Origin of the sequence: Methylophilus flavus (genome assembly GCF_042678905.1) — a bacterium.
Classification (GTDB): domain Bacteria; phylum Pseudomonadota; class Gammaproteobacteria; order Burkholderiales; family Methylophilaceae; genus Methylophilus; species Methylophilus flavus.
The window spans coordinates 341,330-357,190 of the sequence record NZ_JBHTLN010000002.1; the positions used below are offsets into that span (position 1 = coordinate 341,330).

At 46.6% G+C, this 15,861-nt stretch carries 15 protein-coding genes; 7 read left to right on the forward strand and 8 right to left on the reverse strand.

What is annotated here, in order from left to right:
* The first annotated feature begins 32 nt into the window (after positions 1 to 32).
* Entirely contained in the window at positions 33 to 908 is an 876-nt protein-coding gene (locus tag ACFQ2T_RS11635; protein ID WP_379034590.1) for a PA4780 family RIO1-like protein kinase, read from the forward strand.
* 73 nt (positions 909 to 981) lie between these two features.
* Here the strand turns inward: ACFQ2T_RS11635 and ACFQ2T_RS11640 are convergent, their stop codons facing one another.
* Complete coding sequence (locus tag ACFQ2T_RS11640; protein ID WP_379034592.1) at positions 982 to 2,382, reverse strand: phospholipase D-like domain-containing protein; 1,401 nt, start codon at positions 2,380 to 2,382, stop codon at positions 982 to 984.
* A gap of 211 nt (positions 2,383 to 2,593) precedes the next feature.
* On the opposite strand from ACFQ2T_RS11640, the gene ACFQ2T_RS11645 reads away from it, so the two are divergent.
* Positions 2,594 to 2,929 (forward strand): zinc ribbon domain-containing protein YjdM, encoded by a 336-nt coding sequence (locus ACFQ2T_RS11645; RefSeq protein ID WP_379034594.1) that lies wholly within the window; start codon positions 2,594 to 2,596, stop codon positions 2,927 to 2,929.
* 5 nt (positions 2,930 to 2,934) lie between these two features.
* Here ACFQ2T_RS11645 and ACFQ2T_RS11650 read toward each other — a convergent pair whose 3' ends face one another.
* The gene (locus ACFQ2T_RS11650) at positions 2,935 to 4,488 is read right to left on the reverse strand and encodes an AAA family ATPase (RefSeq protein ID WP_379034596.1); all 1,554 of its coding nucleotides are present in this window, start codon (positions 4,486 to 4,488) and stop codon (positions 2,935 to 2,937) included.
* A 295-nt stretch (positions 4,489 to 4,783) separates the two neighbouring features.
* Here ACFQ2T_RS11650 and ACFQ2T_RS11655 point away from each other — a divergent pair, with 295 nt between their 5' ends.
* From ACFQ2T_RS11655 to ACFQ2T_RS11665, 3 genes are all read left to right on the forward strand, one after another.
* A complete protein-coding gene (locus ACFQ2T_RS11655) occupies positions 4,784 to 4,963 on the forward strand; it encodes a hypothetical protein (protein WP_055828113.1) in 180 nt (59 codons plus the stop codon).
* 62 nt (positions 4,964 to 5,025) lie between these two features.
* Positions 5,026 to 5,301, forward strand: coding sequence for a hypothetical protein (locus ACFQ2T_RS11660; RefSeq protein ID WP_379034598.1), 276 nt, complete (start codon positions 5,026 to 5,028; stop codon positions 5,299 to 5,301).
* Between the two features lie 46 nt (positions 5,302 to 5,347).
* A complete protein-coding gene (locus ACFQ2T_RS11665) occupies positions 5,348 to 7,198 on the forward strand; it encodes a YbhB/YbcL family Raf kinase inhibitor-like protein (RefSeq protein ID WP_379034600.1) in 1,851 nt (616 codons plus the stop codon).
* A 22-nt stretch (positions 7,199 to 7,220) separates the two neighbouring features.
* Here ACFQ2T_RS11665 and ACFQ2T_RS11670 read toward each other — a convergent pair whose 3' ends face one another.
* Positions 7,221 to 7,499 (reverse strand): BrnA antitoxin family protein, encoded by a 279-nt coding sequence (locus tag ACFQ2T_RS11670; protein ID WP_379034602.1) that lies wholly within the window; start codon positions 7,497 to 7,499, stop codon positions 7,221 to 7,223.
* Positions 7,468 to 7,818, reverse strand: coding sequence for a BrnT family toxin (locus tag ACFQ2T_RS11675; protein WP_379034604.1), 351 nt, complete (start codon positions 7,816 to 7,818; stop codon positions 7,468 to 7,470). The genes ACFQ2T_RS11670 and ACFQ2T_RS11675 overlap by 32 nt, the downstream gene beginning before the upstream one ends.
* Before the next feature lie 97 nt (positions 7,819 to 7,915).
* On the opposite strand from ACFQ2T_RS11675, the gene pepN reads away from it, so the two are divergent.
* Together pepN and ACFQ2T_RS11685 are read left to right on the forward strand one after the other, a co-directional pair.
* Positions 7,916 to 10,522, forward strand: a complete 2,607-nt coding sequence (gene pepN, locus ACFQ2T_RS11680) for an aminopeptidase N (RefSeq protein ID WP_379034606.1) — start codon at positions 7,916 to 7,918, stop codon at positions 10,520 to 10,522.
* Between the two features lie 170 nt (positions 10,523 to 10,692).
* Positions 10,693 to 11,253 carry a hypothetical protein gene (locus ACFQ2T_RS11685; RefSeq protein WP_379034608.1) on the forward strand — a complete coding sequence of 187 codons (561 nt, stop codon included), beginning with the start codon at positions 10,693 to 10,695 and terminating at the stop codon, positions 11,251 to 11,253.
* A 122-nt stretch (positions 11,254 to 11,375) separates the two neighbouring features.
* On the opposite strand, the gene asd is transcribed toward ACFQ2T_RS11685, so the two are convergent.
* From asd to ilvB, 4 genes are all read right to left on the reverse strand, one after another.
* Positions 11,376 to 12,224, reverse strand: coding sequence for an archaetidylserine decarboxylase (gene asd, locus ACFQ2T_RS11690; protein WP_379034610.1), 849 nt, complete (start codon positions 12,222 to 12,224; stop codon positions 11,376 to 11,378).
* A gap of 196 nt (positions 12,225 to 12,420) precedes the next feature.
* The gene (gene ilvC, locus ACFQ2T_RS11695) at positions 12,421 to 13,437 is read right to left on the reverse strand and encodes a ketol-acid reductoisomerase (protein ID WP_379034611.1); all 1,017 of its coding nucleotides are present in this window, start codon (positions 13,435 to 13,437) and stop codon (positions 12,421 to 12,423) included.
* A 58-nt stretch (positions 13,438 to 13,495) separates the two neighbouring features.
* The gene (gene ilvN, locus ACFQ2T_RS11700; protein ID WP_055828089.1) at positions 13,496 to 13,987 is read right to left on the reverse strand and encodes an acetolactate synthase small subunit; all 492 of its coding nucleotides are present in this window, start codon (positions 13,985 to 13,987) and stop codon (positions 13,496 to 13,498) included.
* Positions 13,987 to 15,750 carry a biosynthetic-type acetolactate synthase large subunit gene (ilvB, locus tag ACFQ2T_RS11705; protein WP_379034614.1) on the reverse strand — a complete coding sequence of 588 codons (1,764 nt, stop codon included), beginning with the start codon at positions 15,748 to 15,750 and terminating at the stop codon, positions 13,987 to 13,989. Before ilvB ends, ilvN begins: the two co-directional genes overlap by 1 nt.
* Positions 15,751 to 15,861: the final 111 nt, after the last annotated feature.

Consider the following 15,861-nt stretch of genomic DNA (forward strand, 5'->3'; position numbering starts at 1 on the left):
TAGTCTGAGCACACCTCTTGTTAATTAGACTTATGAAAACCCCGCAAAGATTACAACCACTTATTGAAGACGGCATCATTGATGATGTCATCCGCCAGCTAATGAGCGGCAAAGAAGCAACCGTATATGTAGTGCGCTGTGGCGAAGAAACACGTTGCGCCAAAGTGTATAAAGAAGCGAATAACCGCAGCTTCCGCCAGAGTGTCGATTACACCGAAGGCCGTAAAGTCAAAAGCAGCCGCCAGGCGCGTGCCATGGCCAAGGGTTCAAAATACGGTAAACAGGCACAAGAAGAAGCCTGGCAGAGTGCAGAGGTCGATGCGCTGTATAGACTTGCCGCAGCGGGCGTTACTGTGCCAACTCCCTATCAATTCTACGAAGGCGTGTTGATTATGGACCTGGTGGCTGATGCCGAAGGCAACGCCGCGCCCAGGCTCAACGATGTCGTTTTCACGGCTGAAGACGCCCGCCAGCATCACCAGACACTGCTCAAAGAAGTGGTGCGCATGCTGTGTGCAGGCATCGTGCATGGTGATCTTTCCGAATTCAATATCCTGCTCAGTGAGCATGGCCCGGTGATCATCGACCTGCCGCAGGCCGTAGATGCCGCTGGTAACAATCACGCCATGAGCATGCTGGAACGCGATGTCAGGAATCTGGCTGATTTCTTTGGCCAGTTCGCGCCTGAGCTACTCAACACCCAATATGGCAAAGAGATCTGGGCATTGTATGCGCATGGCGAACTCACCCCTGAAACGGTGCTGACTGGCCATTTCAAACAAGACAATAAACCGGTGGATTTGAAGAGTGTTGTGCGTGTGATAGACGCCGTACGCGATGAGGAGGCTGCGCGGCAAATGCGCCTGGCAGAAGCGAAAGCAACCTTACCCAAACCGAAACGATTCTGAAGATTTGGCGCTGTTGATGCATGGAAATCGTCTCTTCTGAGGCGATTTTTTTATGGGCACGCCGTATTGATCGCTACAAGAAGCCTTCAAAAATCCGTGCCGACTGTTGTTTAATCCTATCTAGTAAGCCACGCTTTTGCCATTCTTCCATCTCGATCTTTTTGGCGTCTTTCATGTCTTCTTTAAAACGGTCTTCCAGTCCTTTGGCGATTTCTTTTCCTAGAATCACCACGTCTACTTCCGCATTGATCCCGGCACTGCGGTAATCAAAATTTGAACTACCGATGGCAGACCATACGCCATCAATCGTAATGGTTTTGGCATGCAACACCTGCCCCTGCATTTCATAGATTGCAATGTGGTTTTCCAGCAGCAGGCTGTATCTGGAGCGTTGTACCAGTAGTGATAAAGTGGAATCAGTAAAACTGGGAACCATTAACTCCACACGCACGCCACGGTTGGCCGCTTTCACCAAAGCCTCCAACTGTGCCTGCGTCGGTACGAAATAGGCGGCGTTGATCAGGATACGGTCTTCTGCACTTTCAATGGCTGAAAGCATGGAGAGGTAATAGGGCGAGTCTGTATCTTTACGTTTGGTAGCGGGTGTGGCGATCACGCGGGAAAACTGGTTGCCCTGTTTGCTCAGCTTGGGGAAAAAGTGTGTCTGGTCTAATGGTTGCGCTTTATCCCAGTTTTCCAGAAATACGCGTTGAATGTCGCCCAGAATAGGGCCTTGTATCAGCACATCCATATCGCGCCAGGCCGCATCGGTTAGAGGGTTGGGCGTTTCCTTTTTATAGGTTTTGAATGAACCTTTGCTCTGGTAAGTTTTGCTCAGATTCACGCCGCCAATAATCGCCACCTTGCCATCCACAATCAGTATCTTGCGGTGATCGCGCTGATTCATTTGCTTGAGGGATGCACCCTCCAGCGGGTGAAATACCGTGATTTTGGCCCCAGCTTTTTTTAGTGCTTCAAAAAACTCGGGCGGTGTTTGCTGGGAACCATAAGCATCATAAATCACATGCACCTCAACACCTTTGGCAAGCTTTTCAAGTAGTAATGGCTTAAGCGTCACGCCACCCAGATCCACATCTTCAAAAGTGAAGTATTCCAGATGAATATTTTTCTCGGCGCGGCCGATCAATTCTTTTATTTTGCCAAAGGTAGTTTCGCCATCCACCAGCAGGGTGAATGCGTTATCGGCAAACAAGTGGTTATCAGAGATGCTTTGTTCAATCTTAAGGTGATTCTCCAGTGACGCCCGACTCTGCTCGTCAGGGGTGAGTTTTTGCAGGGCCTTATCCACCTTCGCCTGGGATAGGGTATCTTTTGCACCAACGATCTCGACTTGTTGTGATTGTGGGTCAATTTTCTCAATTGCTCGCTCGTGGTCAGGGATCACCGCACAGCTTTGAGCGAGTAACCCAATCAGCAATGTAATGAATGGAGCTATGTTTTGAGAAAAGCTCAAATTCGTGATGAAACGCCTGTTTGCAAAAATCATGGGTCGCAATAAACCGAGATTTAGAATTGCTGAAGTGTAGCCTAAGCGGCTTAATAAGAAAGTCGGAGCGGCGCCTACAAATGATTGATAAGATTTAGGCAGGGTTAATAAACAACAAAGTCATCAATAATAACCCTGTAAAATATGAGGCTTTATTATTTGCCCCATGAAAGTCGCTATGTCTTACCCAGCTTGCCCACAATGCCAATCCGAATACACCTATGAAGATGGTGATAACTACGTTTGCCCGGAGTGCGCAAATGAGTGGAGTAAGACTGCCGCGGCAGATTCGGAAGAGGTAAAAGTAGTGCGTGATGCCAACGGAAATGTGTTGCAGGATGGCGATACGATTACCGTGATCAAAGACCTTAAAGTCAAGGGGTCTTCATCAGTGGTGAAGGTCGGTACTAAGGTAAAAAATATCCGCCTGGTCGATGGCGATCATGATATCGACTGCAAGATCGATGGCTTTGGCGCGATGAAGTTGAAATCGGAGTTTGTTAAAAAGGCTTAAATTATTTAGGTACTAAAATCTGTTACTACTGATTTTAGAAACTTAGTTATATCCTCTTTATGTTTTGTATGTTCTGCGGACTCTTTGAAAGCTTCATAACATTTGTTTTTCGCATCCGCTTCATCTGTAGCTAATGAATAATTTACTAACATTTGAAAATAGGAATGATGATCTGTATGCTGAGATTCTGCTTCAATATTTTTATTAGGATGTTTTTTTAAATATGATTTTAATAAAAATTTCTCTGGTGCCTCATATGGATATAAGAACATAACTTTTTCAGATGAATTTTCATGATAGTTTGAATAGTTAGAGTCGTCCTTATAATCGCCATCAATTATTGCGCAATACCCAATTTTGTTTCTTAGTTGGGGGAAATTCCTCTTGTGTCGCTCATAGTCTGTTTTAACTTCGTTCACCGGTCCCGATTCAATTATGTTAACTAATCTATCAAAGTATGGATGTGTTTGAGCTATGTGAATCATGATCTTTTTTATTAAATAGCTTGCAATATCATCTTCGCAATATAAGCTAATTAGAGGGTAGCCTATTGCATCCATCTTAGAGAGTGCAGCATGTACGGATATACCTTTAACAACTTTCAAATCACTGCCATGACTCTCAATAAATTTTCGTGAGTTTTTTGGAAAAGAAGATAATAAAGAGGGCGAGTGAGTCGTAATAATGAATTGTTTTTTATCTCTCCAAGCAATATATTGAATAATATCTGCTATTTTTCTTAGTACTGAAGGATGGAAGCCAGCTTCCAATTCATCAATCAAAACTAAAGAATCTTTAGCTGTTCCAATAACATCTTTTAGGAGATTTATTGCAGACTCTTCACCTGAAGCTGCATTGTAAGTTGAGTAGTAATTTGAGCCAGCTTGGATTGAGTAACAGGTCTTATTAATATGAGAACCAATTTCATTGATTTTCACATTTGATAAATTAAATATATATTCAAATGCTTGTTCGATTTCACTATTTAAGCGATTAGGTCTTGAGGCGTTAGCTTTGCGATACAAGGTACTGGAAAAACTTCTAGCAGGTAGTATTCTTTCTAAATCTATTAGCCTTACTTCACGGATTTTAATTTTTGCATTTGTTCTTTTAGCACTACTTTTTTTACCAAGTCCACTCCATGCACCACTTTTAGCAAGCCTTTTACCTTCACCGGTAAAACTTTGGTTTGCAACGCGCCAATCAATTTCATATGAATAGTCTTTGGTTTCATTTTCATTTGAAGTAAATGACAAAACATCTTTCCATGCGTGATTTCTTACTTCTCCGGCTGGAGCAGTGGCATCCACTTTTTTAAATTCTTCATGGCTACAGGCTAAAATTAAAAGCAAACTAGTTTTTCCAACTTTATTTGTTCCACTGATTATTGTTACTGGATGATCAAAGTTTAGTTCGATATTATTTATGTGCCGAAATAAGTTTATCTTTAATTTTTTTGTGTAGTGGCGGAAGCTATTTCCTACGTTCTCAAATGCTTCAACGTTACATCTATTTAACTTCCTTTTTGCATCGTCGATGTTATGTAAATTCAAGGCCATTAATATATCCTCTGTTTTGAGCATTGTAGGAATAATGAAACAAATTATTCATTTGTTTTATATTTAAGTAAACTTATTGTTGGATGTACTTGGACTATGAAAAGATTTATTGCATTTTTGTTAGAAAAACAAAGATAAATCAAAAACTGGCAAGCTTGACTATATTGAGCATGAACCACGTACCGTAATAATAATTTCCACTTTTCCTACATAATTTTCAGCACCCGTCTGATACCGCAATCCTTTTTAGAAACTATCATTTAATTGCTTATAAAAACTAAATTATGGAGGCTCTATGTCATCGTTCGTTCTATATCTTATCGGTTTCGCAATTCTTATTGGCGGTATTGCTTGGGCGTTGGTTGAAGCGGGTGTGCCGCATACATACATCATTATTGCTTCTGTGATTCTCACGGGTATTGGCATATTAAAAGCGGTGTCACACACCAGAACTAAAGATATTTCTCGCAACTAAGTAACTTCGTAGTTATCAAACAGGTTTAACCGCTGCAAAGTTAATTCTCTGAATCGAATGTAATGAACAATTTTAATAAAACAGATCTCCACCTTGATGGGCTGGAGATCGCTGGCTTGTATCTTGAAGATGTATTTTCTGTGTGGGAACACTACGATAAAAACGCTAACAAGTATTTCACCGTTTTTATGATTAACAATTCCCGCATTACCGTGCCCGCTACTGAAGCCAATGTGGCATTGCTTTATCAGGGCGGGCATCCTGTTTCTGAGTTTGTGATTAACGACGGCGTTGTGGATGAGATTGAAATCAAAACAAACCATGGCGTGGCTATTTAAAGCCGTCTGTCTCCAGGTTTCAGTCAACCCATTAAGGATCGTTTTAATGTCATTGCATTTTTCCCATAAGCCGTTCATCCGTAAACCAGTAATCAGCAAGATGGGTGTAGCCGCTTTGCTGTCGCAACTGGTTTTCTCAGCGCATGTAGCAGTGGCAGAGACAAATGTTGCTGCAAAGGTGGCTCTGCCGATTCAAAGTTACATTTTGCAGCCTGCAGAGTTGCCACCTCCTGCCATTAGTGAGCTTAAAGTACCGCAAGGTTTTTCAGTCAGCAAGGTGGCAGAAAACGTGGGCAATGCCCGGGTGCTGGCGATATCACCGCAAGGCAATCTTTACGTGACCAGGCGTGAGCAGGGCGATGTGTTGATGTTGCCAAAAACGGGTGATACGTTTGGCAAGCCAGTGCGCGTCGCTAGCCGTTCCGGCATGCATGGCATCGCTTTCCGAGGGGATACGGTTTACATGGTGACAGTGAAAGAAGTCTTTACTGCCCCTGTGTTGGCGGATGGCCGTTTCGGGCCGTTGAAAATGATCATCACCGATTTGCCGGATGCGGGACAACACCATGACCGCACGATTGCAATTGGGCCGGATGACATGCTGTACATTTCGGTCGGCTCTACCTGTAATGAATGTATAGAAACCAATATTGAAAATGCCACCATGCTGCGCAGTACGCTGGATGGTAAAAAGCGCGTCATTTTTGCTTCCGGTTTGCGCAACACGATTGGTTTTGACTGGAGCCCGCACACCGGTGAGTTATGGGGCATGGATCATGGCATAGACTGGCTCGGTGACGATGTAACGCCTGAAGAAGTCAACAAGATCGAGCAGGGCAAGCGTTATGGCTGGCCATATATTTTTGGTAACAACGTAGAAAATCCGCGCCTGGTTCCTTCAGGCAAACTGGAAAAATCGGAATGGAAGAAAACCAGCGTGCCTATGGTGCTTGGTTATACAGGTCACGCTGCACCGATGCAGATGGCGTTTTACAATGCGGGCCAGTTTCCCGCCGAATACCGTAATGATGCCTTTGTCGCCATGCATGGTTCCTGGAACCGCCAGAATCCTTCCGGTTATGAGATCGTGCGTATCCATTTCGAGAATGGTAAAGCTGTCTCCATCGCGCCTTTTCTGACAGGCTTTGTTAGCAATAAAGGCCAGAGCGGCCGACCATTCGGACTGGTGACTGATAAGCAGGGCAATCTGCTTTTCAGTGATGACGTTAACGGTGTTATTTATAAGGTCAGCTACAAAGGCGATGGAAAAGCAGCTGCGAATCCACCTTCAGCCATTCCTGCGGATAGTATGAAGCAGCAAGCTGTTCAAGGTTCTGGTGTGCAGATTGCCACTTTGCGTACTGAGACCGAGATTGCAGGAAAACAAGCCAGAAAATTGACTGTGAGCAGCCCTGCGTTTGCCGATGGCGAAAAAATACCGGATAGTCATTCCAGCTATGATCAGGATGCCAGCTTTGAGTTGAACTGGAGTAAGGGGCCAACGACAACGCAATCTTATGCCATCATTATGGAAGACCCGGATGCCAAACCTGTCACTCCCGTTGTGCATTGGGTAGCATGGAATATAGGCAAAGAAATCACTACTCTGCGTGAAGGCCTGCAAAAGCAGGACAGGCTGGAAGATAAAGCTGAACGCATGGATGGCCTGATGCAAGGCCAGGCGACCACCGGGAAAATCGGCTATGTCGGCCCCAAACCACCAGCAGGTGACCCACCGCACCATTACCATGTGCAGGTGTTTGCATTAGATAGGGTGCTGCAAATTCCGCCGGGTGCAAATCGTGACACCTTGCTAAAAGCGATGGCAGATCATGTGATTGCAAAAGGTGAGCTGGTAGGTACATTCCAGCGGCCTGAGAAGCCAGCTAAGCCTTAATTAAAGTTGAACCAGCAGCAGGCTAGGCTACGCTAATCTTTTTTAATGCTTCATTGATGCGCGTCTGCCAGCCAGCTCCGGTAGCTTTAAATTTTTCCACTACATCATTGTCCAGTCGGATATGTACTAGTGTTTTATTGCTCCCGACTGGCCTGCCCCGCATTTTTTTGAACTGTGCATCGCTTACTTCAAAGGTGTCAGGGTCGGCTGCTATTCCCGCATTAATACGCGCTTCTTCCGCAGCATCCGGTAACTCCAATTCCAGCACTTTAGGTTTCAATGTTTTGGCGTGATTTGACATATCTGTTCACCTCTCTTGTATTCGCTTTCCGTAAGCTAATAACATGTATAGTTTCATTTCGTTCAGTGTAAACGATGCAATACAAACGATGAGCTATAGGTGTAAAACCTATTAAACGTACTTCACCATAATCTTTTCGCTTATCTTCAATAAATATAAGCGAATCGCAATCCAGTAATCTTGCATCATCAAGTGAGATGCCGTGTTTTTGAATATTCCCAAGATTTTTAATATTCGTGTAGCTTAATTTTATATTATTGTAATTACATAAAATTATTAGCCAACAGTGTGCGCCTAATAATCTAACATTAATTAACAATGTGATGCTGAATCATTTACATATTCATGAATTAAACCAATTCCCCAGTTCTAACTCTCAAATATAATCCCTACTTATATTTAAATCAGGTAATCCCATGCGAACCGAAAACGCTGTTGCACCAAAAACCATTTACCTTAAAGACTACACTCCGGCGCCTTATCTGGCGAAACAGATCAATCTAAGTTTTAACCTGTTGCCCGGAAAAACCATCGTCACCTCTGAAGTGAAATATGCGAAAAATCCTGCGGGTGTTTCGAATGACCTGGTGCTGGATGGTGAAGAGCAAAATATTCTTTCTGTAACGTTGAATGGTCAGCGATTTGATAGCTATTCGGTTGCTGATGGGCAAATGACGTTAGTGAATCCAGGCGATGAATTCACGTTAACCATCATCAGCGAGATCGACCCGGCGGCGAACACGGCGCTTGAAGGCTTGTATCAATCGCAGGGTAACTATTGCACCCAGTGCGAGGCTGAAGGCTTCCGGCGCATCACTTATTACCAGGACCGGCCTGATGTGCTGAGTATCTTTACCGTGCGTGTTGAAGCAGATGCCAAGGCTTATCCGGTGCTGCTGTCTAACGGTAATTTACAGGATTCCGGCAGCTTGCCGGATGGTCGTCATTACACTGTCTGGCATGACCCTTTCCCCAAACCTTGTTATTTGTTTGCGCTGGTGGCAGGAGATCTGGTGCGTGTTGCAGACACATTTACCACCATGTCAGGCCGCAAGGTGGATCTGCATATTTATGTGCGGGCAGGGGATGAAAAACAGTGCGACCACGCGATGGAGTCACTGAAAAAATCCATGAAATGGGACGAGGAAGTGTATGGCCGCGAATACCAGCTCGACTTGTTCAATATTGTCGCGGTGAGTGATTTTAATATGGGTGCGATGGAAAATACCTCGCTGAATATTTTTAACACCGCACTGGTGCTGGCGCATCAGGAAACTGCGACCGACAGCGACTTTATGAGTGTGGAAGGTGTGATCGGTCACGAGTATTTCCACAACTGGACCGGTAACCGCGTGACCTGCCGTGACTGGTTCCAGCTATCACTCAAAGAAGGCTTTACCGTGTTCCGTGACCAGGAATTCAGTGCTGATTTGAACTCGCGTGCGGTGCAGCGGATCGACGATGTAAACGGTTTGCGTCGCTTGCAGTTTCCTGAAGATGGCAGCCCGCTGGCCCACTCGGTGCAGCCGGACCAGTTTATCGAAATCAGTAACTTCTACACCAAGACCATTTACGAAAAAGGCTCCGAGCTGATTCGCATGCAACATACTTTGCTGGGCGGCGAGACCTTCCGCAAAGCCACTGATCTGTATTTTGACCGCTATGATGGCCATGCCGTGACCTGCGACGATTTTGTGCTATGCATGGCGGATGCGTCAGGTCGCGATCTATCGCAGTTTTTCCGCTGGTACAAGCAGGCGGGAACGCCAACGGTGCAGGTCAGCAGTCAGTACGATGCAGCTCAGCAAAGCTATACGCTGACCTTTAAGCAATCGCAGCCGGATACACCTGAGCAAACCAGCAAGCAACCGTTACATATTCCAGTTGCAGTTGGTCTGCTGGATGACAGTGGTAAAGAGATTCTGCCAACCCGCGTACTGGAAGTGACAGCACGTGAGCAAACATTCACTTTTGCTGATTTGCCAGGCAGGCCTGTGCCTTCTATCTTGCGTGGTTTTTCAGCACCTGTGAAACTGGAGACTGATTTAAGCGACGATGACCTGCGTTTACTGCAAGTGCATGACACCGATGGTTTTAACAAATGGGAAGCTGGCCAGACATTGGCGTTGCGTACTATTCAGCGCGTCATGGAAAAACCAGAAACCGATATTTCGCAATTCGTTGCCGATGTAGGTACCCTGGTAGAGCAAGGCTTGGCGGTGCAGGGTGATAAAGCCTTGCTGGCACGTGCACTAAGCCTGCCTCTGCTTGGCGTGATTGCGCAGCATCAGGCGGTGGTGGACCCGGCAGCCATTGACGAAGCGCGCACTGCGATTCTCAAGCAAATCAAAAGTACCCATAAAGATGCGTTGGCTGCGTTGTATGATGCAAACCGCAATACGGGTGAGTTCTCCATCACGCCGGAAGCGATGGGACGCCGTGCGTTGCAGCATGCAGTGCTGGACATTCTCACCGTAACCAATGGCACCGGCTGCGCGGCACGTTCAAAAGCGCATTACGATGCGGCTGATAATATGACTGACCGCGTGACAGCGTTGGCCTGTTTGTCAGATAGCAGCCAACCACAACGTGCTGAAGTGTTTGCTGATTTTTATGCGCGCTTCAAGAATTATCCGCTGGTAGTAGACAAGTGGTTCTCACTGCAAGCAATTGCCAATCGCGAACAGATTTTTGATGACCTCGCCATGCTGCGCAACCATGCAGATTTCAATATCAAAAATCCTAACCGGGTGCGGTCACTGTATAGCGCATTTGCGATTAACAACCCGGTGAAATTCCATGACCCTAGCGGCAATGGCTATGCTTTCTTGCGCGATGTGATTATCGAATTGAACACCATCAACCCGCAAATCGCTGCACGCATGGTGACGCCACTGCGGGAGTGGAAACGCTACACTCCAGCATTGCAGGCGCACATGAAAGCAGCCCTGGAAGCCATATTGGCAACGCCAAACTTGTCTGGGGATGTGTTCGAGATTGTAAGTAAGAGCCTTAACGCCTAACCAGCGATGCGAGCGTTAAATAAGGGAGGCAATTGCCTCCCTTTTATTTTTTTGCATCGGGATAAGACAGGTCATCCATGTCTTTTTATCTTTAATCTAATTTACATTTCCCACATGTGCTATTGTTAAGGTTCGTCTTGGCATTTTCAATCATGATAATGGGGGGATGTATGAATAAGCGCTTAACAATGATTTGTCTCACAACCTTTTTCGCGTGCAGTGGGATATTCACCGCGAATCATGCCATTGCGGATTGTCCCGGTGACCCGCCGAGAATCCGTGTTCCAGGATCTAAACCATGGATCATCCCTTCTAACACTGTTTTCGAGAAAGGCAGAAATTATTGGTCTCAGGACTATACGCTTTTCCTGACTTTTCAAAAGGACACCAATCTGGTGCTCTATAAACAAATTTCATGTCATCCTAAAAAATTTAAAGCTATCTGGAATACCCGCACCGCCGGGTTGCTGGCAAAAGCGGTCTTCCAGAAAGACGGTAATCTGGTTCTTTATAAGCCAGATGGTGTCGCTAATTATTGGAACTCAATTGCAGAGGTCAAAAAGCGCAACAAAAAATGGACAGACTCTCTGCCACCATATGAAATTGATAGCCAGACATACACTACTCAGTTTGGGCCTGCCATTCTGGTGATTCAAAATGATAATAACCTTGTTATTTATGACACTGGTAATGGACGACCATTGTGGGATTCTCGCACCGCTGCACATTAATACTTTATGATGAGTAACTTGCGGAACTTGAAGTTAGGCGCTCACAAAAAGTGCTAGTTGAAAATGTAAACGGGCTAGTATATAACTAGCCCGTTTTTAATCTCGAGAGTGTTCGTTCCGTTTTAGCGCCCCATGGCTTCACCCAACCGGATCGGTTTGCCTGCGTGCCAGCTACCGTTAAATTTCAATACATCCTTTTCAAACAGCATGACCACGGTAGAACCCAGCAGAAAACGGCCCATTTCTTCACCTTGCTTCAGGCTGAAGTTTCGGTCGCTGTAATCCCAGTGCAGAACCTTGCCTGGACGTGGCGGGTTGATGATGCGGTCTTTGGCGTCGTGCCAAACCGTACCCATACTGCCGACAATTGTTGCTCCCACTAGTACCATTACAAATTTTCCATGTTGTGCAGATTCGAATGTACATACCACACGTTCGTTGCGTGCAAACAGGCCGGGTACATTGGCGGCAGTCAGCGGGTTTACCGAGAATAAATCACCAGGCACATAAGTCATCTGCAATAGCCTGCCATCGCAAGGCATATGGATGCGGTGATAGTCTTTGGGGCTTAAATACAAGCAGGCAAAGCTACCGTTGGCAAAATTGGCAGCCAAATCAGCATTACCCCCAACCAGAGCCTGAGCGGTGTAATGATGGCCTTTGGCCTGGAAGATTTGGCCTTGTTCCACTATGCCAAACTGACTGATAGCGCCATCTACCGGACATACGAAGGCATTGTCTGCTAGGGGACGGGCATCGGGTTTGAGCGGACGGGTAAAAAACAGGTTGAATGAGGCATAACTGGCAATATCACCGTTGAGTGCTTCTTCCATATTCACGTGGTATTTGCGCACAAACCAGCCGATAAAAGCCGTAGTCAGGGCGCCAGCCTGCCAATGCGCCAGTTTGCCAGCGGCGGCAGTCAGTAATTGTTTAGGGGCGATGTATTGCAGCAGAATGGCGAGTTTCACGTTTGTCCTTATTCTCTTGACTCATTATCAGTAGTCGTCTCTGATGTGATACAAGAATTCTTTTTTTCTCATGTTTATATTTGCGTGGTCACAAATAAAAAAGCACAGGCGATATTACATCGGCCTGTGCTTTTTGCCTATGGTGGTTTAATGGGTTTTAAACACAACCATAGGCCTGATCAATTGACCAAGAATATTAGTTCTTAGATTGATCAACCAGTTTGTTTTTCGCAATCCAAGGCATCATGGCGCGCAGTTTGTTACCCACTTGCTCGATCGGGTGAGCAGCGTTCAAACGACGGCGTGCAGTCATTTCTGGGTAGTTGGTACGGCCTTCCAGAATGAACTGTTTAGCGTAGTTACCGTTCTGGATGTTAGTCAGGCACTCACGCATGGCATCTTTGGATTGGCTGTTGATCACGCGTGGGCCCGTCACGTACTCACCATATTCCGCGTTGTTGGAAATGGAGTAGTTCATGTTGGCGATGCCGCCTTCGTACATCAGGTCAACAATCAGTTTCAGCTCGTGCAGGCATTCGAAGTAGGCCATTTCTGGTGCATAACCAGCTTCAACCAGGGTCTCAAAACCGGCTTTAACCAGTTCAACCGCACCACCACAGAGTACCGCTTGTTCGCCGAACAAGTCAGTTTCTGTTTCTTCACGGAAATCAGTTTCGATCACGCCACCTTTGGTGCCGCCGTTAGCAGCCGCGTATGACAGTGCGATTTCTTTGGCTTTGCCGGAAGTGTCCTGGTAAACCGCGATCAGTGAAGGTACGCCGCCGCCTTTCAGGTATTCGGAACGCACGGTGTGGCCTGGGCCTTTTGGTGCGATCATGATCACGTCCAGGTCAGCGCGTGGCACGATCTGGTTGTAATGGATGTTGAAGCCGTGGGCAAATGCAAGCGCAGCACCTTTTTTCAGGTTAGGTGCGATTTCAGCATGGAAGATTTCTGCCATGGTCTCATCCGGCAGCAATACCATCACTACGTCAGCTTCTTTCACTGCAGCGGCGATTTCCAGTGTGGTGTGTTTTGCGCCTTCTGCTTTAGCCCATGAACTGCCGCCTTTACGCAAACCGATAGTGACGTCTACACCGCTGTCGCGCAAGTTTGCTGCGTGTGCGTGACCTTGTGAACCGTAGCCCACGATAGTCACTTTTTTGCCTTTAATGATGCTTAAGTCGGCGTCTTTGTCGTAATAAACGTTCATGTCTGCTTTTGCCTTTCAATACAAATGCTTTGGTATATATATGAAGAAATAGGGGTATTTAAACTTTGAGGATGCGGTCGCCACGACCGATGCCGGACGCGCCGGTACGCACGGTTTCCAGAATCGCGCTGCGGTCTATGGCTTCGATAAATGCATCCAGTTTGCTACAAGAGCCGGTAAGCTCAATGGTGTAACTGTTGTCGGCCACATCGATAATACGGCCGCGGAAAATGTCGCACATACGCTTCATTTCGTCTTTATAAACGCCGGTGGCTTTAACCTTGACCAGCATCAATTCGCGCTCAATGTGCTTGCCATCGTTGAGGTCCAGCACTTTGACCACGTCAATCAACTTGTTGAGTTGCTTGATAATTTGTTCAATCACATCATCGGAACCGGTGGTGACTATTGTCATGCGTGACAAGGTTGGATCCTCGGTCACGGCCACGGTGAGTGATTCAATATTATAACCGCGCGCCGAGAACAGGCCTGCCACACGTGACAGGGCACCGGCTTCGTTTTCCATCAACAGAGAGATAATGTGGCGCATTATTTCTCTCCCTTCAGGCGTGAACCGCTCAATGGGCTTAAGACCATTTCTGACAAGCCTTTGCCGTTCTCAACCATAGGGAATACGTTCTCGGCCTGATCAGTTAAAAAGTCCATGAATACAAATTTATCTTTTCTGGCGAACGCTTCTTTCAATGCGCCTTCCACGTCAGCCGGATTGGTGATTTGCATGCCGATATGACCATAGGATTCCGCCAGTTTCACGAAATCCGGCAGGCTATCCATATAAGACTCGGAATAACGGTTCTCGTAGAAGAACTCCTGCCACTGACGCACCATGCCCAGGTAACGGTTGTTCAGCAGGATTACCTTAATCGGCAATCCGTATTGCGCACAGGTCGAGAGCTCCTGAATATTCATCTGGATACTGCCCTCGCCGGTAATACAGGCTACTTGCGCATGTTTGTCAGCAAACTGACAGCCCATCGCGTATGGTAAACCTACGCCCATGGTGCCGAGGCCGCCGGAATTGATCCAGCGACGTGGTTTGTCAAACTTGTAGTATTGTGCCGCCCACATCTGGTGCTGGCCCACGTCAGAAGTCACATAAGCGTCGCCATTGGTCACTTCCCAAAGCTTCTGAACCACATACTGAGGCTTGATCACGGTATCGGAGTAGGTGTAATCCATCGATTGCACGCCACGCCACTCGTTGATCTGATCCCACCAGTCGGCAGTATCCGTAGTCTTGTTTTCTTCCTGCGCCAGGATTTCTACCATATCGGCGAGTACAGACTGTACGTCACCAACAATAGGCACATCCACTTTTACGCGTTTGGAAATGCTGGAAGGGTCTACATCAATATGGATGATGGTGCGTTTCTGGCCGGAAAAATGTTTCGGGTTGCCGATAACGCGGTCATCAAAACGTGCACCAACCGCCAGCAGCACATCACAGTGCTGCATCGCCATATTGGCTTCATATGTGCCGTGCATGCCGAGCATACCAACAAATTGTTTGTCAGTGGCAGGGTAGCCGCCCAGGCCCATCAGTGTATTCGTTACCGGGAAGTTAAGCGCTTTAGCCAGTCTTACCAGTTCGGCTGAGCCGTTACCCAATACCAGGCCGCCGCCGGTATAAATCATCGGACGTTTGGCACCCAGCAGCAATTTAACCGCTTTTTTGATCTGGCCGCTGTGACCTTTCAAAATCGGGCTGTAAGAACGCATCTCCACCGTTTTCGGGTAGATAAAGTCTGCGATATGCGCAGTGATATCTTTAGGGATATCCACCACTACCGGACCTGGACGGCCGGTTTTGGCGATAAAGAACGCCTTTTTAATCGTAGGCGCGATATCTTTAACGTGCTTTACCAGGAAGTTATGTTTTACACAGGGGCGGGTGATGCCAACCATGTCCACTTCCTGGAACGCATCCATGCCAATGGCAGGTACCGGTACCTGGCCACTGATGACAACCAGAGGGATGGAGTCCATGTATGCCGTCGCAATACCGGTTACGGCATTGGTGGCGCCTGGACCACTGGTGACCAGGGCAACGCCTACATCGCCTGTCGCGCGTGAATAGGCGTCTGCCGCATGTACGGCAGCCTGCTCGTGACGCACCAGAATGTGTTTGAAACCATTCTGTTTATAGAGTGCATCATAGATATGCAAGACAGCACCACCTGGATAGCCAAAGACGAATTTGACTTTTTCTTCATTCAGGCAGTTGATGACAATATCAGCACCAGTCATAGATTTGGCGTGAGTGTCGGTCGCAGAGTGGGCTGAAGAGTCCATAAAATCTTGATTATTATGCTAATTAATGTTGAACCCTATACATTAGCTTGGTTTACTAATTTGGTCAAGATTATCGGGGTTGTCGCAAGAGGCTGATAAAAAGTTATTTGT

What these genes read in the sequence shown, in the direction of transcription:
- ACFQ2T_RS11635 (WP_379034590.1), top strand. Translation starts at nt 33, where the DNA reads ATGAAAACCCCGCAAAGATTACAACCACTTATTGAAGACGGCATCATT.
- ACFQ2T_RS11645 (WP_379034594.1), top strand. Translation starts at nt 2,594, where the DNA reads ATGTCTTACCCAGCTTGCCCACAATGCCAATCCGAATACACCTATGAA.
- ACFQ2T_RS11650 (WP_379034596.1), bottom strand. Translation starts at nt 4,488, where the DNA reads ATGGCCTTGAATTTACATAACATCGACGATGCAAAAAGGAAGTTAAAT.
- ACFQ2T_RS11655 (WP_055828113.1), top strand. Translation starts at nt 4,784, where the DNA reads ATGTCATCGTTCGTTCTATATCTTATCGGTTTCGCAATTCTTATTGGC.
- ACFQ2T_RS11660 (WP_379034598.1), top strand. Translation starts at nt 5,026, where the DNA reads ATGAACAATTTTAATAAAACAGATCTCCACCTTGATGGGCTGGAGATC.
- ACFQ2T_RS11665 (WP_379034600.1), top strand. Translation starts at nt 5,348, where the DNA reads ATGTCATTGCATTTTTCCCATAAGCCGTTCATCCGTAAACCAGTAATC.
- ACFQ2T_RS11670 (WP_379034602.1), bottom strand. Translation starts at nt 7,499, where the DNA reads ATGTCAAATCACGCCAAAACATTGAAACCTAAAGTGCTGGAATTGGAG.
- pepN (WP_379034606.1), top strand. Translation starts at nt 7,916, where the DNA reads ATGCGAACCGAAAACGCTGTTGCACCAAAAACCATTTACCTTAAAGAC.
- ACFQ2T_RS11685 (WP_379034608.1), top strand. Translation starts at nt 10,693, where the DNA reads ATGAATAAGCGCTTAACAATGATTTGTCTCACAACCTTTTTCGCGTGC.
- ilvC (WP_379034611.1), bottom strand. Translation starts at nt 13,437, where the DNA reads ATGAACGTTTATTACGACAAAGACGCCGACTTAAGCATCATTAAAGGC.
- ilvN (WP_055828089.1), bottom strand. Translation starts at nt 13,987, where the DNA reads ATGCGCCACATTATCTCTCTGTTGATGGAAAACGAAGCCGGTGCCCTG.
- ilvB (WP_379034614.1), bottom strand. Translation starts at nt 15,750, where the DNA reads ATGGACTCTTCAGCCCACTCTGCGACCGACACTCACGCCAAATCTATG.